At 42.6% G+C, this 21866-nt stretch carries 18 protein-coding genes; 15 read left to right on the forward strand and 3 right to left on the reverse strand.

Annotation, left to right across the window (positions count from 1 at the left end):
- From AC1DWN_RS12025 to odhB, 12 genes are all read left to right on the forward strand, one after another.
- Positions 1-1009 (forward strand): 2-isopropylmalate synthase (locus AC1DWN_RS12025; protein ID WP_477559138.1); only part of this gene is annotated, 1009 nt, incomplete at its 5' end.
- Between the two features lie 348 nt (positions 1010-1357).
- Positions 1358-2437, forward strand: coding sequence for a 3-isopropylmalate dehydrogenase (leuB, locus tag AC1DWN_RS12030; protein WP_477559139.1), 1080 nt, complete (start codon positions 1358-1360; stop codon positions 2435-2437).
- 143 nt (positions 2438-2580) lie between these two features.
- Positions 2581-3129, forward strand: a complete 549-nt coding sequence (locus AC1DWN_RS12035) for a redoxin domain-containing protein (protein WP_475811620.1) — start codon at positions 2581-2583, stop codon at positions 3127-3129.
- Between the two features lie 233 nt (positions 3130-3362).
- Positions 3363-3779 (forward strand): hypothetical protein, encoded by a 417-nt coding sequence (locus AC1DWN_RS12040; RefSeq protein ID WP_477559140.1) that lies wholly within the window; start codon positions 3363-3365, stop codon positions 3777-3779.
- A 128-nt stretch (positions 3780-3907) separates the two neighbouring features.
- Positions 3908-4723, forward strand: a complete 816-nt coding sequence (gene sigI / locus AC1DWN_RS12045; protein WP_477559141.1) for an RNA polymerase sigma factor SigI — start codon at positions 3908-3910, stop codon at positions 4721-4723.
- Positions 4720-6105, forward strand: a complete 1386-nt coding sequence (locus AC1DWN_RS12050) for an anti-sigma factor domain-containing protein (RefSeq protein WP_477559142.1) — start codon at positions 4720-4722, stop codon at positions 6103-6105. The genes sigI and AC1DWN_RS12050 overlap by 4 nt, the downstream gene beginning before the upstream one ends.
- A gap of 147 nt (positions 6106-6252) precedes the next feature.
- On the forward strand, positions 6253-7626 hold the full coding sequence (locus AC1DWN_RS12055) for an ATP-binding protein (RefSeq protein ID WP_477559154.1): 1374 nt from the start codon (positions 6253-6255) through the stop codon (positions 7624-7626).
- A gap of 169 nt (positions 7627-7795) precedes the next feature.
- A complete protein-coding gene (locus AC1DWN_RS12060; RefSeq protein ID WP_477559143.1) occupies positions 7796-9319 on the forward strand; it encodes a leucyl aminopeptidase in 1524 nt (507 codons plus the stop codon).
- Between the two features lie 34 nt (positions 9320-9353).
- On the forward strand, positions 9354-10061 hold the full coding sequence (locus AC1DWN_RS12065; protein WP_477559144.1) for a DNA alkylation repair protein: 708 nt from the start codon (positions 9354-9356) through the stop codon (positions 10059-10061).
- Between the two features lie 99 nt (positions 10062-10160).
- Positions 10161-11132: an acetylxylan esterase gene (locus tag AC1DWN_RS12070; protein WP_477559145.1), complete on the forward strand. Its 972-nt coding sequence runs from the start codon at positions 10161-10163 to the stop codon at positions 11130-11132.
- Between the two features lie 386 nt (positions 11133-11518).
- The gene (locus AC1DWN_RS12075) at positions 11519-14434 is read left to right on the forward strand and encodes a 2-oxoglutarate dehydrogenase E1 component (protein WP_477559146.1); all 2916 of its coding nucleotides are present in this window, start codon (positions 11519-11521) and stop codon (positions 14432-14434) included.
- A 6-nt stretch (positions 14435-14440) separates the two neighbouring features.
- Positions 14441-15652 carry a 2-oxoglutarate dehydrogenase complex dihydrolipoyllysine-residue succinyltransferase gene (odhB, locus tag AC1DWN_RS12080; RefSeq protein ID WP_477559147.1) on the forward strand — a complete coding sequence of 404 codons (1212 nt, stop codon included), beginning with the start codon at positions 14441-14443 and terminating at the stop codon, positions 15650-15652.
- Between the two features lie 84 nt (positions 15653-15736).
- On the opposite strand, the gene AC1DWN_RS12085 is transcribed toward odhB, so the two are convergent.
- The 3 genes from AC1DWN_RS12085 to AC1DWN_RS12095 all read right to left on the reverse strand — a co-directional run bounded on the left by AC1DWN_RS12085 (position 15737) and on the right by AC1DWN_RS12095 (position 18418).
- Positions 15737-16963, reverse strand: coding sequence for an MFS transporter (locus AC1DWN_RS12085; RefSeq protein WP_477559148.1), 1227 nt, complete (start codon positions 16961-16963; stop codon positions 15737-15739).
- Between the two features lie 47 nt (positions 16964-17010).
- Complete coding sequence (locus tag AC1DWN_RS12090; RefSeq protein ID WP_477559149.1) at positions 17011-17454, reverse strand: MarR family winged helix-turn-helix transcriptional regulator; 444 nt, start codon at positions 17452-17454, stop codon at positions 17011-17013.
- 106 nt (positions 17455-17560) lie between these two features.
- Positions 17561-18418, reverse strand: coding sequence for a helix-turn-helix transcriptional regulator (locus AC1DWN_RS12095; RefSeq protein WP_477559150.1), 858 nt, complete (start codon positions 18416-18418; stop codon positions 17561-17563).
- A 268-nt stretch (positions 18419-18686) separates the two neighbouring features.
- On the opposite strand from AC1DWN_RS12095, the gene AC1DWN_RS12100 reads away from it, so the two are divergent.
- From AC1DWN_RS12100 to AC1DWN_RS12110, 3 genes are all read left to right on the forward strand, one after another.
- Positions 18687-19814, forward strand: a complete 1128-nt coding sequence (locus tag AC1DWN_RS12100; protein ID WP_477559151.1) for a Gfo/Idh/MocA family protein — start codon at positions 18687-18689, stop codon at positions 19812-19814.
- Positions 19815-19818: 4 nt separating this feature from the next.
- Complete coding sequence (locus AC1DWN_RS12105) at positions 19819-20892, forward strand: Gfo/Idh/MocA family protein (RefSeq protein ID WP_477559152.1); 1074 nt, start codon at positions 19819-19821, stop codon at positions 20890-20892.
- Positions 20893-21026: 134 nt separating this feature from the next.
- A partial coding sequence (locus tag AC1DWN_RS12110; protein ID WP_477559153.1) for a methylenetetrahydrofolate reductase occupies positions 21027-21866 on the forward strand: 840 nt, incomplete at its 3' end.

Genomic DNA, 21866 nt, shown 5'->3' on the forward strand with positions numbered 1-21866 from the left:
CGGCAACATCTTCAAAACACTGAAGGAAAATGTTCCTAACATTGAAACTATTCAATTAAGCGCGCATTGCCATAACGATCTTGGAATGGCAACTGCTAACGCATTGTCAGCCATTCTAAACGGTGCTGATCAAATTGAAGGTACAATTAACGGAATTGGTGAGCGTGCGGGTAACACGGCGCTTGAAGAGATCGCGCTGGCACTTGAGACACGCAGTGATTACTTTGGTGCAAAAACAACACTTAACCTGAAGGAAATTGCGAAGACTAGCCGTCTTGTCAGCAAGCTGACAGGTATGGTTATTCCAGGCAATAAGGCGATTGTAGGAGCAAATGCGTTCGCGCATGAATCGGGTATCCATCAGGATGGTATGCTGAAGGAAAAAACGACGTATGAGATTATATCACCTGATACTATTGGTCTAAAGGAATCGAAGCTTGTACTTGGCAAACATTCCGGTCGCCATGCGTTCCGTGAGAAATTGATCGATCTTGGCTATGAACTGGATGATGAAGCGGTGAATGCAGTATTCGCTAAGTTTAAAGATTTAGCTGACCGCAAGAAAACCGTAAATGACGAAGACATTCGTGCGATGATCGAAGAGAAGCTGACTGATACGCCTGAAGTATTTACACTTGAGACGATTCAAGTAAGCTATGGCAATCAGTCTACTCCAAACGCATCTGTACGTATTCGTAATTCAGATGGTGTTGTAGCTGAAGAGGTAGCGATAGGGAATGGTTCCGTTGACGCCATCTACAATGCCATCGATAAAGTGACGGCTGAAATAGTTGAGCTTGAAGATTATTCAATTAAGTCTGTATCGCAAGGTAAGGATGCATTAGGCGAGGTACATGTTGTACTCAAGCAGGATGAAGTATCTGCGCAAGGTCGAGGCCTTAGCACGGATATTCTCGAAGCCAGTGCGAGAGCTTATATTGATGCGCTTAATCGATTGATCGACAAACGCAAGTCACCAAGTCGTCGCGACAAAATGAGCTTGATCTAGTATGAACGAAGAGACAGTAAGCCGGATGATTTCCTTGCGGCTGCTGTCTCTTTTTGATATAAAAGAATCGGTGATGGGATGCAGCGGCTTCATTTAATTTCAAAAATTGAAACATTGAATAGATAATACCTAAATGAGATGAATGACTTTTATCGTCTAATGTCAATTTGCAAGCCTTTATAGTTATAGTCTATAAAGGCCATAGAATTTATATCTTTGTGTTCGAATGGGTTTTATGGTACAAATGATAATAGAATGAGAATGATATCATAGGTTTGTTGATAGGGTAGAGTGCGCAGCGCTAAAGCTGAATGAGCCTATATGAAAAAGAGGAGTGTTAAATTTATTATGTCAGACGTAAAAAAAATTGCAGTTATTGCCGGCGACGGTATTGGTCCTGAGGTCGTAGGCGAAGCGCTTAAAGTACTTAAAAAAACCGAAGAGCTGTTCGGCTACAAATTCGAAACGGAGCATGGCTTGTTTGGTGGTATTGCGATCGATGAGAAAGGCACTCCGCTTCCTCAAGAGACGCTTGAGCTTTGTAAACGCGCAGACGCTGTATTGCTAGGCGCAGTTGGTGGACCGAAATGGGACAACAATTCGAAAGAGCTTCGTCCAGAAACAGGCTTGCTAGGTATTCGTAAAGAGCTAGGCTTGTTCTCAAACATTCGTCCAGCGACTGTATTTGATTGCTTGAAAGAAGCATCGACGCYTAAGCCTGAAGTGCTTGAAGGAACGGATTTGATCGTAGTACGTGAGTTGACTGGCGGTATTTACTTTGGTGAGAAATTCMGTCGTGAGAGTGAGTTTGGTGAAGAAGCGGTTGATACTTGTGCATACAATGTGATGGAAATTGAACGTATTGTACGTCAAGCCTTCGATATCGCAATGACTCGCGGCAAACGTCTTGCTTCGGTAGATAAAGCGAACGTTCTAGAAACATCGCGTCTATGGCGTGAAGTTGTTAACCGGATTGCACCTGATTACCCAGAGGTAGAACTAGAGCATATTCTTGTTGATAACTGTGCAATGCAATTGCTTCGTCGTCCATCCAGTTTTGATGTTATCGTAACGGAAAATATGTTCGGCGATATTCTTAGTGATGAAGCGGCAATGCTAACTGGTTCGATCGGTATGCTTTCCTCTGCTTCTCTTGGAGAAGGAAGCTTCGGTTTGTACGAGCCGGTACACGGTTCAGCTCCTGATATTGCAGGTCAAGGCATTTCCAATCCAATCGCAACGATTTTGTCTGTTGCGCTTATGTTCCGCCTTACATTCGGCTATCACGAAGCAGCAGCTGCCATTGAAACGGCTGTTAAAGAAGTGCTGGATGCAGGACACCGCACAGGTGATATCGCTGTTGATAAGAGCAAGGCAATCGGAACGTCAGAAATGGGCGATCTGATCATTGCAGCAATTAAAAAATAATAATCATTTATAATGATTATAAAATAATAATAATTACAATATTGACTTCATTATATTCTAATGCTATTATTAATCAGGTAAGTCACACAGATGAAGTGGCGTAGATAACAAAATATATGGATAATTCAAGGAGGTTTTCTATAATGGCAGAGCGTTTGGTAGGCCGTCAGGCACCAGATTTTACATTGGAAACAGTACAAGGTAACGGTCAAGATTTCGGTCAAGCATCACTTGCAGATTACAAAGGTAAGTGGTTGGTATTTTTCTTCTACCCACTAGATTTCACTTTTGTATGCCCTACTGAAATTACAGCACTTAGTCAAGCTGCAGAAGAATTCAAGAAGCTTAACACTGAAATTCTTGGCGTTAGCGTTGACAGCAAACATAGCCACCGCGCATGGATCAACACGCCGGTAAACGATAATGGCCTTGGCCAACTTGCATTCCCACTTGCTGCTGACATCACGAAGAGCGTTGCTCGTGACTACGGCGTCTTGATCGAAGAAGAAGGTATCGCACTTCGCGGCCTATTCATCATCGATCCAGAAGGCGAAGTTAAATACCAAGTCGTTAACCACAACGATGTAGGTCGCAGCGTTGAAGAAACACTTCGTGTATTGCAAGCTTTGCAATCCGGTGGTCTTTGCGCAATGAACTGGAAACCAGGACAACAAACATTGGTAGCGAAATAATAACATTTTCGTACCTTCGAAAATCCGTGCCATTTATGGTACGGTTTTTTTTATTAAATGGGTCGTTAGTCATGTTTCGATCATTTAAAGCAGGAATTACAGTCATGCTTAGCGAATAGGTTATACATAACTAATGAAACATTCAGATTCTTACAAAGTAGGTTTGCTGTGCAAACCTTAGCGTATTCTTACGAAATAGGTTTGCTGTTCAAGCCATGGAGGAGGAGTCGTCAATGAGTTTTTGCTGTGGAGCTAGTATGATTGGTACGAAGGGTACACTGAAACATTTTCGGACGCATATTCATAATGTACCGATTACGTTTTGTCCGGTATGCCACCGTGTGAACATACATTACTTAATAGAGAACGAATATGAAATATTAGCCGAATACGCACATGGTGACGGAGCGGCTGAGGTTGATTTCGAAGAGTATGTGGAGCAAGAAGGAAAGGCGCTGCTAGAAAACTGCGTTAATCATGAAAATGAAGATCCAATGGAAGTCGTTCACAGTCAAATTGATATGGCGTTAGATTTGTTAAGCTTCGCTAAGCAGATCGAGGATACGGAATGGCAGCTGCTTTTAAAGAAGCGCTTAGGCATGCTTAACAGCAGACGAAATAAGCTGCGGCAGCGTCGAACATCCGTCTAGTTATTCGGGAATCGAATTGCAAGCCTCCCTATTAGGAGGCTTTTCTTTTTTTTGAATAAAGGAATGAACGCTATACCCCCTAAAATCATACAGACAGAAACGAATTATACAGTAGTGAGGTGGAGCGGTTGTTACTTGTATTGTTCAAACGCTTTTTGCGGAAATCACATTCTGCAACAGCAGAGGAGTTCGAGCAGAAGCTTACTCCTGAACAATGGGTTGCTCAAATTCGTCAAGGTGACGAGCTGCAACGCGAGCAGTTCATATCAGACTATAAACCTTATATTATGAAAGTAACAAGTCGATTTTCAAAACGGTATATAGATCCTACTCGAGATGAGGAATTTAGTGTGGCGTTGCTCGCTTTTAACGAAGCGATCAATCAATTCGACAGTCATGCGGGAAAATCATTCATCGGGTTCGCTGAAACCGTAATAAGACGTCGGCTTATTGACTATGTCCGAAAAGAACAAAGGCATACCAAGGTTGTGCCATATAGTATGTTCGACTCTGAAGAGGAAGAGCATTTACAATATAATTCTATTGAGACAAAACAGGCAATGAATGCATATGAGATCAAACAGACTGAGGATGATAGGCGGCTGGAAATTCAGCAGCTAAATCAGGAACTTGAACGATTCAGTATATCCTTCAACGAGCTGGCAGATCAATCTCCAAAGCATGCAGATTCTCGAAATCTGCTTATTGGTATTGCGCAAAGGTTTGCTAGTGAGACAGTGTTATTCGAATCACTTAAACTAACGAAAAAACTACCGGTCAAAGAGCTTACTGAGATGTGCGGTGTATCGCGCAAAACGATTGAGCGGAATAGGAAATATATAATAGCAATTGCACTTGTTATTTCAGGTACGTATCCGTTCATGCATGATTATTTAAATGTTACGGTTAGTCAAATTGCAAAGAATCAGGAGGCTAGCAAATGAAGCGTGGAATCGTTATGAGCATTAATAAACAACATGCTGTTGTGTTGACGGCAGATGGAAGTTTTTTGCGAGCCCCTATTCAAGGAACGACGCAAATTGGCGAAGAAGTAACATTTGAAGAAGAGTTTAACAGGCGAGTCACTTTTAAAAGGTCGTATTGGTATGCAGGAGCGGCAGCTGTCGTTCTCTTTATGTTTATCCCGCTGATGCTGTTCGTGCAGCGTGATGCTCATCCAATTGTTGCTTATATGAGTATGGATATCAATCCGAGTGTTGAGATCGGGGTGGATGCCGAAGAAAAGGTGCGGGAGCTGCGCGCTTTGAACGCGGACGGCGAACTCGTGATTAAGGGTCTAGCCTATAAAGGGATCAGAGTTGAAGAAGTAGCTGCTTCTATTGTGGAAAGGGCATCAACATCACATTATTTGGATGAGCAAGATAAGGATATTTTTATTACGAGCATGCTGCTGGAAAATAACAAGGCGTTAAAACTCGACTATGAAGCTAATATAGCTGAAAAGGTCGATCAATCATTAAAAGAGCTGCTTTCCAAGCTTGAGACAGAAGCTTCTAGTGCTAATGTCACAACCTTGTCTGTGCCGAACGAACTATGGCAGGAAGCTGAGGCTAATGGCATTTCTTCAGGCAAAATGGCTGTGTATTTAATGGCAAAGGATGAAGGCTATGAGCTGGAATTGGAGCAAATGAAGCAAAAATCGATAGATTCTGTAACGGAGTCGATCGGAGGCGTGAAAACAATCGTAAATGAAGCGACTGACACGAGCAAGAAAAAACTAGTGGAGCTCGTTCAACGTGAACAAAAGGAAAAAGAAAAACAGCAAAAGACGGATAAGAATGGCGCTACAGATAAACCGTCTGAAAAACCTGTTGTGAATAAGCCGGAAAAAACTAGTAAGCCAGAGAAGACTAATAAGCCAGAGAAGACGGCGAAGCCCATTCATACACAGAAACCTAAGAAGACAGAATTACCGTCAAGCTCTTGGAAAAATGATGAAAGAGAAAAAAAAAATAACTTTGAGCCATGGAAAGAATGGAATAAGCCGACTGCAACCATCAAGCCCAATGCAACCACGAAGCCAAATGGCAATGAAAATGACAATGATGAATATGGAAATGGACTTGACGGTAAGTGGAATAATAAAGACGACGATGATGACAATGACGACGACGATGATCGTAATATAAATAAAAATAATAACAACGATAAGGATCGTGATAAAGAGCATAAAAATGAGCGGAACGATGAAATAGATTATGGTGATAGCAATCACAAAAATGACAATCGAGATCATGAAAAAAAACAAAATAAGCAAAATAATAAAAATGACAAAAATCAACAAAAAAATAGCGATGAAAACTGAAGGGGTTAGGGGTTTGGGTATGAAATAGCTCATGATCTTCTTGACATAATTCGACAGTATTTCCGATTGACAGGGCTTGTGATGTCCACCTATGATAAGGATGAACTTTAACCGTTGTTCATAGACGTTGCCAGGGAGGAATACATGATGCAGGCCATTCGAAAGCGCTATTTCCCCGCGCTTGCCGAGTATATCCGAAGTGGTAAGGAAGCATCACTATTTCATGCCAGTGAGATTGGCAAGGAACTTTTCGGCATTAGCCCCGAGGATATAATTGCCATACATGAGGAATGTATACAATCACTTGTCGTGAACGTTGACTCAGATGAGGCTATAAGGCTGTATGATCGATCATTCGTTTTTTTGATGGAAGTAATGGGTACTTCTCGCTTTCGTTTACAACCTGATATTACTCCTGAGCAGAAAATTGCAGAAATGCGAGAAATGTTATTTCGTTCAAACCGTTCGTTTGAGATGGTTAAAAATAAATACGAGAACGTTTTGCAACATATGGACAGCGGTATAGCCATTTTCGATAACGACGGAATCTTATCATTTATTAATGTACAGATGGCTAAGTTGCTGGACATCCCACGCAATATGTTAATTGGTTGCAATTTACGAGAAATTTTAAGTCACCCACAACTAACCATAAGTACGAAACGAACGATACTCAGGCTTTACAAAGAAATGTTCCTTATGAAAAGCCGTTATTATGAGTTTCAACACAAGGATGGCAAGCATCTGCTTGTGACGGTTACATACGGTGATCAATTGGACGGAGACTTCTTGTTCAGTGTCAAGGATGTGTCAGAGTACAAGCAAATCGAACAAACAGCGTTGCAGAACGATAAGCTTGCCATGTTAGGTAAAATTGCTGCTGCAATTGCTCATGAAATTCGTAATCCGTTAACAAGTATTCGCGGATTTATTCAACTGCTTCGTCCTTATTTACTTGAAGTGGGCAAGGAAGAATACGCACGTATTATTTTGACAGAAATCGATCGGGCTAACGACATTATTTACGAGTTTCTTAATTCATCCAAACCGTCAGCACCCATGAAACAATTAGTGTCGATTGATCATTTAATAAAGGAAGTCGTGCTGTTAACTGAAAGCGAAGCGTTGATGCGAAATTGTGAAATTAAGGCGGAATGTTATTGTTCGGAGCATTTTGTGTCCATTGACGTAAAGCAGGTTAAGCAGGTTATTTTAAACATTATTAAGAATGCGCTTGATGCGATCGAGGAGATAGAAGGTGAGCGTAGAGGTCTTATCGACATCATTACGCGAAGCGAAGGCAAGTATACGGAAATTATAATAAGAGATAATGGACAAGGCATGGAAAAGACGACGATGGCTCGTCTATTCGATCCGTTTTTTACGACAAAACAATCGGGAACTGGTCTAGGTTTATCAGTTAGTTACAGAATTATACGCAATCATAGTGGATCAATTCGGGTGGATAGTCAAGCTGGAATTGGAACAGAGTTTACGATTTATTTGCCATTAGCCGAATAAAGGATTAAAATCGGGGTAAATCACCCTGATTTTTTTTATGTATATATAAGAATTTATAAGTTTTCACTTATAAATGTGCTTATATATCTCCGCGAAACGAATGCTTTTGCCGAAGAAGACGGCGACAGCCGTTTACGCTTGTTAAGTGAAGAAAGCGAGGATTAACAATATGAATGTTCAATTTACATATGGCTTAAACGCTGCGAATCATGCAGCAGCGGATGCAGTCATTCGATTTGTTAGCGAGGCAGAGTTAAGACAGGGAGAAGCATCTGAACTTATTGTGCAGCCTCAGATCGATACGGCACTAAGAGGCTTGCTTGCAAAAGGATTATTTAAAGCAGAGCCGGAGCAAGTAGAGGTCATTGCCACGCTGGGACTATATCCTGCTTCCAATATTATTTTTGTAGGTATTGCACAGGCAGCAGGCGCAAAGGGGCTTCGTTTGGCTGCAGCTGCTGCGGCTAAAGCCTTAAAGCGGCTTCGTGCTGAGTCGGTGCAGCTTCTTCTCCCTGATGCAGTGCTTGGAGCAATAGTTACGACGATTGGAGCTTCCAAAACAGCCCAAGCGATAACGGAAGGCTTGCTGCTTGCTCTTCATGAAAGACAGCCGATGAAGCGTGACCAGATAGAACGGTTTACTCTGAAGGAAGTTGCGTTTGTACCACAAGGAACAGCGATGGCAGCTACTAAGCAAGAGCTTTGGGAAAATGGCATAGCTAGAGGGAAGCTATTCACCGAAGGCGTTAGCTTCGCACGCGATTTAACCAATTTGCCAGGCAATGATCTTACTCCGGAACGACTTGCTAATTATGCTGAGGAGCTTGCTCTAGAGCTTGATATGGAAATTGAGGTTATTGATGAATGGAGTGCAGCGGAACAAAGAATGGGCGGCTTGCTTGGCGTAGGTCAAGGCAGTATCCATCCTCCAAGAATGATTGTTATTCACTATAAAGGTGCCCCGCAATCCAACGAGGTACTCGGTCTAATTGGCAAAGGAATTACATTTGATACCGGCGGCATCTCACTGAAGCGTGGCGAAGGTATGGAGGAAATGATTTCTGATATGGGCGGAGCTGCTGCGGTACTTGGCGCAGTCAAGATTATTGGTGAACTTAAGCCTGCAGTAAATATTATAGCGGTCATTCCAACTGCTGAAAATATGCCTTCTGATCGTGCTTTTAAGCCAGGTGATGTATTGCGGACAATGAGCGGTTATACAGTTGAAGTAGTGAATACTGATGCTGAAGGAAGACTAGTACTTGCGGACGGATTAACAACAGCGATAACAAGAGGTGCGACGAAGCTAGTTGATGTAGCAACGTTGACAGGTGCTGTTAGTGTGGCGCTAGGTATCGAGGCTACAGGAGCGGTTTCGAATAACGAGGCACTCATGCAAGAAGTGCTTGGGGCGGCTGAACGATCAGGCGAGCGTATTTGGCAACTACCAGCGTATCCGGAATATAAGAAGCTCATCAGAAGTGATGCAGCAGATTTGAAAAACAGCGGTGGTCGATATGCTGGAACGATTACTGGTGGCTTATTCATCGGTCATTTTGCCGATGGTCTCCCTTGGGTGCATCTTGATATTGCAGGAACCGCCTGGCTAGATTCAAGCAGAGGCTGGGAGCCAAAAGGAGCAACCGGTGTTATGGTAAGAACACTAGTCGAATTAGTAGAAAGCCAAGCGTAACTAATCAAACATAGTGGTCTAGGAGAGCAAACTGATGACGTATGAAGAGGTAATGCAGGAGTTGGAACGCTTAGGGACAGAACAAACAAAAATGACTTTTATTCGTCATGGCGCGATGGAGCCGTTGTTTGGTGTGAAGATCGGTGATTTGAAGAAACTCGTTAAGTATGTGAAGAAAGATTCAGATCTAGTATTACGTTTGTTCGATTCCGGGAATAGCGATGCCATGTATTTAGCTGGACTTGCGATTAATCCCAAAACGGTAACAAGAGAGCTTTTACAAAAGTGGGTACTTCAAGCGAATTGGTATACGCTTGCCGAATATACGGTAGCAGGGGTAGCTGCAGAGAGCCAATATGCCCGTGAACTAGCTTTGGAATGGATGGATTCACCACATGAAATGGTGGCAACCTGCGGATGGAGCGTGTACGCGAATTTTGTAGCGATTACAGCGGATGAGCTGCTGGATTTAGACGAAATAAGTATATTGCTGAAACGTGTGGGCGAGACCATCCATACCGAACAAAATCGAGTGAGATACACGATGAACAGCTTCGTTATATCAACCGGTGTTTATGTTCAAGATCTCCGTCAGGAAGCGGAGGCTATCGCGAAGAAAATCGGCAAGGTTGATGTCAATATGGGGGAAACGGCATGTAAGGTACCAATGGCATTTGATTATATTGAGAAAACCATTGCAATGGGTAAGGCTGGTATGAAGAAGAAGACTTGTATTTGTTAATATATAAGCCGAGTATAAGGTGAAACTTATACTCGGCTTATATTAGCGGAGAGATCCACAGAGAAAGATGCTGATAAAGTAAGAAGGGAAGAAGATGAGATGAACAACGCTTTATATGCGTCAGACCGAAGAAGAAATGAATTGTTAGTTTACAATCCAGTTGCTACGTTGGAGTTCGACGAACTGGATCGTTTTTGGTCGGACATATTAAMCAGTTACGCGCAAAAACCTTTAGATATAAAACGTGAGCCGGTCCATACATTTTTTTCTACCGTTCGTGCAGAACGATTAACTTACAAGGGCGCGGATGAGACGCCTATTCATGGCTTGTTCCTTGTTCCTAATAAGGCTGATGATCAGAAGCTTCCTTGCGTAGTCGTTTATCAAGGCTACACGGGAGACAAAGGATTGCCTGAGCGTTATGCAGCTTGGCTTCTGCTTGGATATGCTGTATTTGCTGTCGATGCACGTGGGCAAGGCGGGGAGACTGGCGATTTATTGACGGCAGATAGTGGTTCGATCAAGGGATGGATATCTCAGGGAATAACTGACAAAGAGAATAGCTATTATCATGCATTAACGATGGATTCGGTAAGAGCTGTCGATGTTGCGATGCAGCAACCGGAGGTAGATGTATCGCGCATTGCGGTAATAGGGGCGAGTCAGGGCGGTGGACTAGCACTGCTTACAGCTGCGCTTCATCCAAAGGTTTGTGCGGTGGTCGCAGATATACCTAATATGTGTCATATGGATCACGGAATTATGCATTCCACAGGCTCACTTACAGAAATAGCACAATATGTAAAGAGATACCCCGATAAACTAGGCGCTGTACTGGACACGCTTGCTCATTTCGATTTATTAAACTTAGCAGAACGGATTAYGGCACCTGTCCTTATGTCTGTTGGCTGGAAAGATACGGTCTGCTTGCCTGAAACGGTCTATGCGGTCTATAATCGAATTCGCTCACACAAACAGTTGAATGATTACCCATTTTCTGGACATGAAGTTAGTGAGTATCAGAGTAGACTAGCTTTTGAATTTTTGGATAATGTCTTTACATCTGTCTGAATGACTACAAAGTGATTGGAATAAGTATTACTTCGTCCAAACAAATTAATTAATCGCGAATGAGCAACAATTAAAATTGAATTATCCGCCACCAATGCGGGTATATTAATAATTACATATCAGGTTTCATACATCCGAGTATAAATCCATGCTTATAATGGATGATATCAATGCCTTAAAGATTATTGTTGGCAAGGGGTTAATATACTAAAATATAAAGAAGCTGACAACTGCTGTCACTAGGCAATTGAATAGCTTCTTCTTTGCTTTAGCTAAGTGAGCTACTTATAAAAAAATCAACACATGTAAGACGGTGAACATGTATGTTAACGTTCGCCCGAGAAAATAATAGGATGGCAACGAATAGAGAGGGTGGAATTTCTGCAATGAGCATCCATGATGAGCGAAATCAATCGCCTTGGCAAAGCTACTATGGTCCCAATCTTGGGTATGTGCAGGAGCAGTACGAACGCTTTTTGACGGACCCAGAATCTGTTGAAACATCAGTACGCGAATTGTTTGTTCGCTGGGGGGCGCCGCCTTCCGAATCGCTAGCAGCATCATCGACAACAACAGCGAAATCGGGGACGGAGCAAGCAGCTTCGACATTAAATGCGGTAACTGGGGCGTTTGATGCAAATATGTTAAAGAAGGTTGTAGCTGCGCATCAACTGATGCTCAATATTCGCAGATACGGCCATTTAGCTGCGGATATCAATCCGCTGGGGCTTAGCGCCACTGCTGATACAAAGCTTACTGAGCCAGAAACATTTGGCTTGACGCAAGCTGATCTGACAGCTATACCGGCTTCGCTAATCTGGGATAATGCACCGTCATCAATAGTAAACGGCTGGGACGCCATTAATAGGCTCAGAGAAATTTATACCCGTTCAGCTGCTTATGAATTTACACATATCCATGATGAGAGCGAACGCAACTGGCTTCATAAGCAAGCGGAATCAGGATCATTTCCTGCTCCGTTGTCTGAGAGAGAACGCTCCGCGTTGCTTGAGCGGCTTATGGAAGTTGAAAACTTTGAAAATTTCTTGCACCGTACGTTTGTAGGCCAGAAACGGTTCTCAATCGAGGGTGTAGATATGTTGGTACCTGTATTGGATGAAATCGTTCGTGCAGTTGCACATGACGGTGCACAGCATATTTTACTCGGAATGGCACATCGCGGTCGTCTGAACGTACTTACACATGTGCTAGGCAAACCATATGAGAAAATTTTCTCTGAATTTCATCATGCACCTAACAAAGAGCTTATTCCGTCCGAGGGTTCAATGGGCCTTAATTATGGCTGGACTGGCGACGTAAAATATCATTTAGGGGCCGATCGGGCTATTAAAGAAGGCGAGACGGTTCGTGCGAATCTAACTCTTGCTAATAACCCAAGTCACCTAGAGTTTGTTAATCCTGTAGTTGAAGGCTTCACGCGTGCCGCGCAAGAGAATCGCAGCAAGCCGGGGATGCCGGAGCAGGACGTATCAAAGGCTGTTACGATTTGTATTCACGGCGATGCAGCATTTATCGGTGAGGGCATTGTTGCGGAAACACTTAATTTTAACAAACTACAAGGCTACCACAATGGCGGAACGCTTCACATTATCGCGAACAATCGCCTTGGGTTTACAACGAATAGCGTAGATTCCCGTTCGACTCATTATGCGAGTGACTTGGCTAAAGGCTTTGATATTCCAATCGTCCATGTAAATGCGGATGAGCCGGAAGCTTGCCTAGCGGCAGTTCGTCTTGCTTGCGAATACCGTCTACGTTACAACAAAGGCTTTGTCATTGATTTGATTGGTTACCGTCGCTTCGGTCATAATGAAATGGATGATCCGGATGTAACGCAGCCGCTTATGTATTCGAAGGTTCGCAATCATCCGACAGTAAGTGTGCTTTACGGTGAACAGCTGAAAGCGGAACGTGCCATTTCTGAAGAGCAAGTGGAAGTACTTCGTAAACGTACGAATGATAAGCTTCAAGCTGCATACGATGCGATGAAAGCTAAAGCGAGTAAGCCGAAATCTCGTGAACAGCAGCAGCCTATAACTGTTTCTAAAGATGAAGCTCGTACAGCAGTTCCGATTGAAGAGCTTCGCGAAATCAATTTGGAATTGTTGAACCGTCCAGAGGGATTCACGGAATATACGAAGCTTCAACGTATTTTGCAACGCCGAGCAACAGCCTTAAACGATGGTGAGAAGGTTGATTGGGCACATGCGGAGACGCTGGCGTTCGCTACGATATTAGCTGACGGAACGCCAATCAGGCTAAGTGGTCAGGATTCTGAGCGTGGAACCTTTGCACATCGTCATATTGTACTTAACGACAATGCGACGGCTCAAAAATTTTCACCACTTCATATGCTGCCGCAAGCTAAAGCTTCATTTGCCGTGCATAACAGTCCTTTGTCTGAAACGGCAGTGTTAGGCTTTGAATATGGTTATAACGTATATGCTCCTGAAACATTTGTTATTTGGGAAGCACAATACGGCGATTTCGCTAACGTAGCGCAAGTAATCTTCGACCAATTTATTTCTGCAGGCAGAGCAAAATGGTCACAAAAATCAGGAATTGCAATCTTGCTTCCACATGGATACGAAGGTCAGGGACCTGAGCATTCAAGTGCTAGACTTGAGAGATTTCTACAGCTTTCAGCGGATAATAACTGGACAGTTGCGAATCTGACAACGTCCGCACAATATTTCCACTTGCTGCGTAAGCAAGCATCGATGTTGGGTACAGAGCATGTTCGTCCGCTTGTCCTAATGGCGCCTAAGAGCTTGATTCGTAATCCACGCGTTGCATCGCATGGTGTTGATTTTAGCGAAGGATCATTCAAACCTGTTTTGCCGCAATTCAGCTTAATAGAGCCGAAGGAAAAGAAAGATAAAGTGACACGTTTATTGCTATGTACTGGTAAAGTTGCCATTGATATTGAAGAAGCACTTTCATCACGAAATGCTGAGGATAGTGAATGGCTTCGTGTGGCTAGAGTTGAGCAATTATATCCATTTGCTCAAGCTGAAATCGAAAATATCGTGAAACAATTTGATAAGCTGGAAGAAATCGTTTGGGTACAAGAGGAACCGAAAAATATGGGTTCTTGGAGCTTCATGGAGCCGCGTCTTCGCGGAGTAGCACCTAAGAAGGTAACTGTTCAATATGTAGGTAGACCGGATCGCTCCAGTACGGCAAGCGGACATCAGGAAGTACATGCTTCAGAGCAACAATGGATTATTTCAACCGCATTGAATGGTAAATCGGTTGAGTCAAGTTTGATAAGGGGGTAGTGACAAATGGCTGAAATTAAAGTACCGGAACTAGGCGAGTCCATATCAGAGGGCACGATTACGAAATGGTTTGTGAAGGAAGGCGACTCCGTCAATCAAGGGGATGTCCTACTAGAGCTTGAAACGGATAAAGTTAATATTGAAATCAGTGCGGACAACAGCGGTGTTGTTGAACGCATAGTGAAAAATGATGGTGATGTCGTTCAGGTTGGCGAATCGATCGGTTCCATTGGAGCATCAGCAGGCGGCTCAGCAGCACCTGCGGCTCCAGCTGCACAACCTGTTGCAGCAGCACCGGCACCAGCCGTTGTCGCACCTGTAGCGCCAGCAGCATCAGCTGCTGTTACAGAAAGCACGTCAGCAATTATTGCATCGCCAGCAGCTCGTAAACGTGCTCGTGAGCAAGGCATTGATTTATCGCAAGCACAGGCAGGACAAGCTCCGGCACCGATTGCTACTCCAGTAGCTTCTGCTTCAGCAACAAAAGTAGAGTCAGCTAACACGGTTAAAGACGCGAAGCCGACTGAGCGTAAACGGATGTCACGCCGCCGGGTTACAATTGCTAATCGTCTTGTTGAAGCACAGCGTACAGCAGCAATGCTGACAACTTTTAATGAAGTTGATATGACAGCTATTCTTGATTTGCGTAAACGTCGCAAGCAAGCATTCTTTGAGAAAAATGATGTGAATCTAGGATTTATGTCATTCTTCACTAAAGCGGTAGTTGGCGCGTTAAAAGCATTCCCACTACTTAATGCTGAAATTGATGGCGAAGAAATCGTTGTGAAAAAGTACTATGATATCGGTATTGCGGTATCGGCTAAGGAAGGTCTTGTCGTTCCAGTTGTACGTGAGGCAGATCGACTAAGCTTTGCTGAAATCGAGAAAAGTATCGGTGCACTTGCAGCTAAAGCTCGTGCTAACACATTAGCAATTTCTGATCTGCAAGGCGGAAGCTTTACAATCACGAATGGCGGCGTATTCGGCTCCTTGCTGTCTACACCGATTTTGAATACACCGCAGGTTGGTATTCTCGGCATGCACAAAATTCAAATTCGTCCAGTTGCTATTGATGATGTGAACATGGAAAACCGTCCAATGATGTACATCGCACTGTCGTACGATCACCGTATCGTTGATGGAAGTGAAGCGGTTCGATTCCTAGTTATCGTTAAGCAATTGCTTGAAGATCCAGAATCCCTTCTGCTAGAAGGTTAATTTATAATAAAATAGGGACTGTCCTTGAAGTAGATTTTTCTACTAAAGGACAGTCCCTTTTTATTGCACTTCTTTCCAGTTTTATTAGGATACGAATACTGTCTGATCAGAGGAGGGTGTCAGACGCTTACGCTTGTGATGGAGTGTAAAATAGATAACGGATGATAAAACGATAACAATACCGCAAATCACATACATAACACTGTAGCCGTAATTTGAAGCTAATGCTCCAAGAGAATAAGAGCCGAATCCATAACCTAGATCAAATAGAAGATAGAAGGTTGCTGTTGCTAGTCCCCTTTTATGAACCGGGGCTGTGAGTACGGCGATCGTCTGGAAGCAAGGGAGCAATGCCCCATAGCCAAGACCGATTACGGCACCCGATACAAGCAGCATTATTGGTGACTGTGCTTGGCTAAGTAGAAACATACCGATAGCAAACACGGCAATGCTCGGATAGACAATGAAATGCTCACCGATTCGATCAAGGAGCTTCCCGATTATTGGACGAGGCAAGACGATCATTATACCGAAGCAAACAAAGAAATAGCTGGCATATTGGTCGATTGCTCGAGCATGTGCGAAAATAGACATAAATGTGACAATACCACTGTACGCGAAGGCCACAACAAAACCGCAAATTGCGATGGGAATGGCTGAGCGCTCAATTAGATTTCTCCATTGAAATTTTTGTGCGGCGGGGCTAGCTGAGAGCTTATCTTCAGAAATTGCTAACTGAGGCTGTTTTTTTCGCTTTTTAATGGATATACCTAGAACAAGAGCAATCAATGAACATACCGCACACATAATGAACATGGCAGTAAAGCCCCATTTTGAAGTGATTGTTAGACCAGCGAACGGGCCGATGACCATTGCAAGACTCATAAACAGACTGAAATAGCTGATTCCTTCCCCTTTGCGGTGCTCAGGAATAATATGAATAGCTTTTGTATTCGTTGAAGTTGTAGCAATAGCGAAGGCGCCGCCGTGGAAAAAACGGACGATCAGCAGCATGGCATAACCAAAAATGCCTAAATAAGCTACAGAGCATAATAAAAATAACAATAATGATATCATAACAACTTTATGTTCGCCGAATCGGCTCATAAATTGGGCAGTGAAAGGACGAAGCAAAACGGCTGCAATAATAAATATGGTCATGGACAAGCCTGCTTGGGTATTTGATCCACCTAATCCATTCGTAACATAACCGGATAAGGAGGTTGCTAGTGTATAAAATGCAAAAAATAAAAAAAAGCTGCTCAGACAAATTTTAATAAAATCTCCGCTCCACAGTTTTGTATTACTCATTTAATGTTCCCCTCTCAGTTGTGGATAAATCCAGTTACATGATGGCATCATTCATTCGTATTTGCCAGATGCTCCTCCGCGTTTTTATTAACTTTGGACATGAATATTTTGAATACTTCTATTTCCTCCGGTGTGATGTCCTTTAAGATAGTTTCGACAAAAGCAGCTTCTATCGGAGCTAAGGCATGTGCTGCAGCTCTTCCTTTATCCGTCACTTGCAGTAGTAATGATCTCCGATCTGCTGGGTTAGCTATACGAAGCACAAGTGCTTTACGCTCTAACTGATCAACGAGGCGCGTAAGGTTGGCAGGGTCCTTCTCGGTGCGTATTGCCAAATCCTTATGACTAATCCCGTCCTCGGTGTCTAAGCAAACGAGTAGAGACCATTGCTCAGGAGTGACATCATGGCCATGGAAAAGCTGTTGTAAGCATTGACTCAACTTCCGTCCTGTATTAGTGATTAAATAACCAGTGGAGTTTTTTAAATCCATCGTTTTCACCTGCTTCATTTAAATTAGTTGTTATAACAATAATACGCTCAACAAATAAAAAGATCAACCGTTACAATCATAAAATGGATTGCAGCGGTTGACCTATTTAGTTTGTTGCATTTGATTTTAGTTGATTTTGTTTGCGATATTGTTCCGGTGTTAAAAACGTTTGTAATTTGAAGGCGCGGCTAAAATGGGAAGGATGCTTAAAGCCTACATCATAACCAATATCTGTAATAGGCTGATTGCTATCAATAAGTTCAACCTTAGCTTGATAAATTCTTCTTTGCATAAGAAATTGGAATATAGTTATACCGGTAACTTCTTTAAAGGTTTTGGATAAGTAATACTTATTGAGATGCAGCTCGGACTGTATACCCTCCAGGGTTATGTCATCAGAATAATTTTTCTCTAAATAAGAGATCACTGCTTGTACATGATGCTCTTTGGAGGAGGGGAATGAGTGAATCGCTTCAAGCGGTACTTTGCATAGCTCGCAGATCATGAGCATGAGATCGAGCAGTACAGCATGAAAGCGTTGGTGTGAATGAGTTGTATGTTGTTTAAACAGCTGCTCAAGTTTGTGAAGTGTGGCCTCTATCTCGATCTTCTCTGCTCCGCGCAGCTGTAAGCGAACATTTTGAAGCTTCTGGAACGGAATAAGCAGATCCGGGGCAAAAGAAGGCTGAATAATCTGTTTGAAATAAGAAGGGTCTATATGCAACGTAGTCCGATGATAAGGTTCGCTTGGATCTATGTGAGCTCTATGCAGCGTCATGCCATGCATGAGCAAGAGATCACCAGCTTCTAGTACGTAAATACGATCATTAATAAGGTAGTTCACCTTGCCTCCATGAAAATAGTAAATCTCGTATTGAAAGTGGCTATGGTAAGCCATATAGGCGTTATAGTCATAATTGGTAGCAATATCAAAAGGTAAACCGGATTTTTGTTGTGTGTTCACAAACTCACCCCCGCTGGAAATACACTCATTATACACCAAGCAGAGTCAAATAAAAGCATAAACAGATTAATTCGAATGAAGTCATCACTTCTTTAAAGTGCTACCATAAAAGCATGAAGCAAATCTTTTAAATTATAAGACTTTATAAGTTTCACACTTATATTAGGCTTATAATTCACCGCGAAACGAGCTTTACCGCCAAGGACGGCGACAGCCGTTTACGCTTGACAGTCATTTAAATATATTCGAATAAAGGGGATAACCAGAGATGAGCAAGGTTAGGATAGGTATTATTGGGCTTGGAAATATGGGTAGAGCACATATCAGTTATTTAAAGACCGGTGAAGTGAAAGGCGCTATAATAACGGCTGTTAGCGATAGCATACCTCAGCAACTGGATTGGGCAAAGGCGGAGCTTGGTGAGGAGGTTGCTCTATTTACAGACCCTTATGCACTTATGGACTCTGGATTGGTAGATGGCGTACTTATCGCAACCCCTCATTATTCGCACCCTGAGCTTTCAATTGCTTCTTTCGAGCGTGGTCTGCATGTAATGTGTGAGAAGCCGGCTGGTGTATATACAAAACAAGTTCGTGAGATGAACGAAGCAGCGAGCAAGACGGATGTGAAGTTCAGCATGATGTATAACCAACGTACTAATCCGCTTTATGTAAAGCTTAAGGATCTTATTGATTCAGGAGAGCTTGGCGAGGTGAGAAGGACCAATTGGATCATTACGAATTGGTACCGCTCACAAAGTTATTATGACTCGGGAACATGGCGGGCTACTTGGGCTGGTGAAGGCGGCGGCGTACTTCTCAATCAAGATCCGCATCAGCTTGATTTATGGCAATGGACGATCAGTATGATGCCAAAACGCGTTCGTGCTTTTTGTTATTTCGGCAAGCACCGTGACATCGAGGTTGAAGATGATGTGACTGCTTTCGTAGAATATGAAAATGGCGCAACCGGCGTATTCGTGACAACGACAGGAGAAGCGCCTGGAACGAACAGACTGGAGATTAGCGGTGATCGTGGCAAAATTGTCATTGAAGACAATAAGCTAACATTCTGGAGACTTCGTACACCTGAGCCTGAGTTTAATAAACAATATAAAGGCAGCTTCGGCGCTCCGGAATGCTGGAAATGTGAAATACCGGTAAGTGGGAACAGCTTGGAACATAAAGGCATAACACAAAATTGGGTTAATGCAATCCTGCATAATGAACCTTTAATAGCTCCAGGTGAAGAGGGGATTAAGGGATTGATGTTATCCAATGCGATGCTGTTATCGACTTGGACCGATGGATGGGTAGACCTTCCAATTGATGAGGAATTGTTCCATCAACATTTGCAAGATAGAATTGCAAATTCTTCTTACAAGAAAGAGGTCTGAAACGATGAGCAAAGCGGATGGAATGAATTATGCCCCTCAAGGTAAACCTAATAAAGTGGTCGAAACTGGACAGTTTATTATAGCTGCTGTAAGTCTAGATCATGGACATATTTATGGAATGTGTAATGGACTTGTAGAAGCGGGAGCAAGCTTGAAATGGGTATATGATCCAGACCCCGTTAAAGTTGATGCATTTGTAAAGGCATATCCGCAAGTGAAAGTCGCTGAATCAGAAGCTCATATATTAGCGGATTCAGAAGTTCAGCTTATAGCATCTGCGGCAGTACCATCTGAGCGAGGACCATTAGGCGTACGAGTTATGCGCAGCGGTAAACACTACTTTACGGATAAAACGCCTTTCACGACGCTTGAGCAGCTGGAGGACGCACGTGCAGCTGCTTCAGAAACTGGGAAGAAGTATGCCGTTTATTATAGTGAGCGATTGCATGTTGAAAGTGCAGTATTCGCTGGTCAATTGATCGAGCAGGGTGCGATAGGGCGTGTCGTTCAAGTAATTGGACTAGGTCCACATCGTCTTAATGCTCAATCACGTCCGGCATGGTTTTTTGAGAAGGAGAAGTACGGTGGTATTTTATGTGATATTGGATCGCATCATATTGAGCAATTTCTCGCATTTACGGGTAATCGCAACGCTAGAGTGGTTAGCAGTCAAGTAGCCAATTATAATAATAAGAATTATCCAGAGCTAGAGGACTTTGGCGATATGACTCTTGTAGGTGATAACGGAGCGACCGGTTATTTCCGTGTAGACTGGCTAACACCGAACGGTCTAGGTTCATGGGGCGATGGCAGAACAGTTATTTTGGGAACAGAAGGTTATATAGAGCTCCGCAAATACATTGATATCGCTAGGGACACTGAAGGCGATCAGCTTTACTTGGTTAACGCAGATGGAGAGCAGCATATGAAGCTTGGAGGAAAAGTCGGATTCCCGTTTTTCGGACAGTTGATTTTGGATTGCTTGAATGGAACCGATGCTGCAATGAGTCAGGAACATACCTTTAAAGCTACGGAGCTCTCACTACTTGCACAGAAGAATGCGTTGCGAATAGAATAGTAATATCTAGAGGCTGTCTCATTAGTCATTGACTGGAGGCAGCCTCTTTGTTATTTATATGAATATATTGCATAAAAATACACGATGTCGTATATTAATAGAATGGCTTTATTACTAGTAGAGGAAGTGAAGGCTTGCTAAAGGACAAAATATTAAATAAAAAGACAGGCATTTTAACATATGGYATTACGCCGCCTAAGCAAAATCATACACCGGAAAAGCTTATAGAAATTTCAGGGAAACAATATAATAGAATGAAAGATCTTGATATTGATGGGCTAATCATTTATGACGTGCAAGAGGAAACTGATCGTATTGATCAGGAAAGACCGTTTCCATATATGCAAACGATTGATCCAACTATATATAGCAAGGATTATCTTGGGCAATTGAACATTCCTAAAATCATTTATCGGTGCGTAGGAAGAAATACACAAGCTCAGTTATCAGAATGGATTCAATCTGACTCTGATCAGGATCGGTTTTCAGTATTTGTAGGAGCATCGTCAAGTAAGCAGGAAGTGAGAATTGATTTAACGGATGCTTATAAAACAAGTAGAAACATAAATGAGCGTTTAGTTTTGGGTGGAGTCGTTATTCCGGAGAGACATATCAAATATAATGATGAGCATATACGAGTTGTGAATAAAGTCAATTACGGCTGCGATTTTTTTGTATCACAAGCTACTTATAATGTGGAGGCGTCAAAAAACTTTTTATCAGATTACTATTATTATTGCCAAACGAATGAGATTGAGATGGTACCTATTTTATTCAACCTAGCACCATGCGGCTCTCAAAAGACGTTGGAATTTATGAAGTGGTTAGGAATTAGTATTCCAAAATGGCTAGAAAATGATCTAATAAATACACATGATATTTTAGATAAATCGGTTTGTCTATCGAGAAAAATATTCGAAGAATTATTCGATTTCGGAATAGAAAAAGGAATTCCAATCGGATGCAGCATTGAG

Source organism: Paenibacillus sp. P4_A7, from assembly GCF_056402455.1.

Coding starts and splice junctions, on each gene's coding strand:
- AC1DWN_RS12035 (WP_475811620.1), top strand. CDS start 2,581: ATGGCAGAGCGTTTGGTAGGCCGTCAGGCACCAGATTTTACATTGGAA.
- AC1DWN_RS12040 (WP_477559140.1), top strand. CDS start 3,363: ATGAGTTTTTGCTGTGGAGCTAGTATGATTGGTACGAAGGGTACACTG.
- AC1DWN_RS12050 (WP_477559142.1), top strand. CDS start 4,720: ATGAAGCGTGGAATCGTTATGAGCATTAATAAACAACATGCTGTTGTG.
- AC1DWN_RS12055 (WP_477559154.1), top strand. CDS start 6,253: ATGCAGGCCATTCGAAAGCGCTATTTCCCCGCGCTTGCCGAGTATATC.
- AC1DWN_RS12060 (WP_477559143.1), top strand. CDS start 7,796: ATGAATGTTCAATTTACATATGGCTTAAACGCTGCGAATCATGCAGCA.
- AC1DWN_RS12065 (WP_477559144.1), top strand. CDS start 9,354: ATGACGTATGAAGAGGTAATGCAGGAGTTGGAACGCTTAGGGACAGAA.
- AC1DWN_RS12075 (WP_477559146.1), top strand. CDS start 11,519: ATGAGCATCCATGATGAGCGAAATCAATCGCCTTGGCAAAGCTACTAT.
- odhB (WP_477559147.1), top strand. CDS start 14,441: ATGGCTGAAATTAAAGTACCGGAACTAGGCGAGTCCATATCAGAGGGC.
- AC1DWN_RS12085 (WP_477559148.1), bottom strand. CDS start 16,963: ATGAGTAATACAAAACTGTGGAGCGGAGATTTTATTAAAATTTGTCTG.
- AC1DWN_RS12090 (WP_477559149.1), bottom strand. CDS start 17,454: ATGGATTTAAAAAACTCCACTGGTTATTTAATCACTAATACAGGACGG.
- AC1DWN_RS12100 (WP_477559151.1), top strand. CDS start 18,687: ATGAGCAAGGTTAGGATAGGTATTATTGGGCTTGGAAATATGGGTAGA.
- AC1DWN_RS12105 (WP_477559152.1), top strand. CDS start 19,819: ATGAGCAAAGCGGATGGAATGAATTATGCCCCTCAAGGTAAACCTAAT.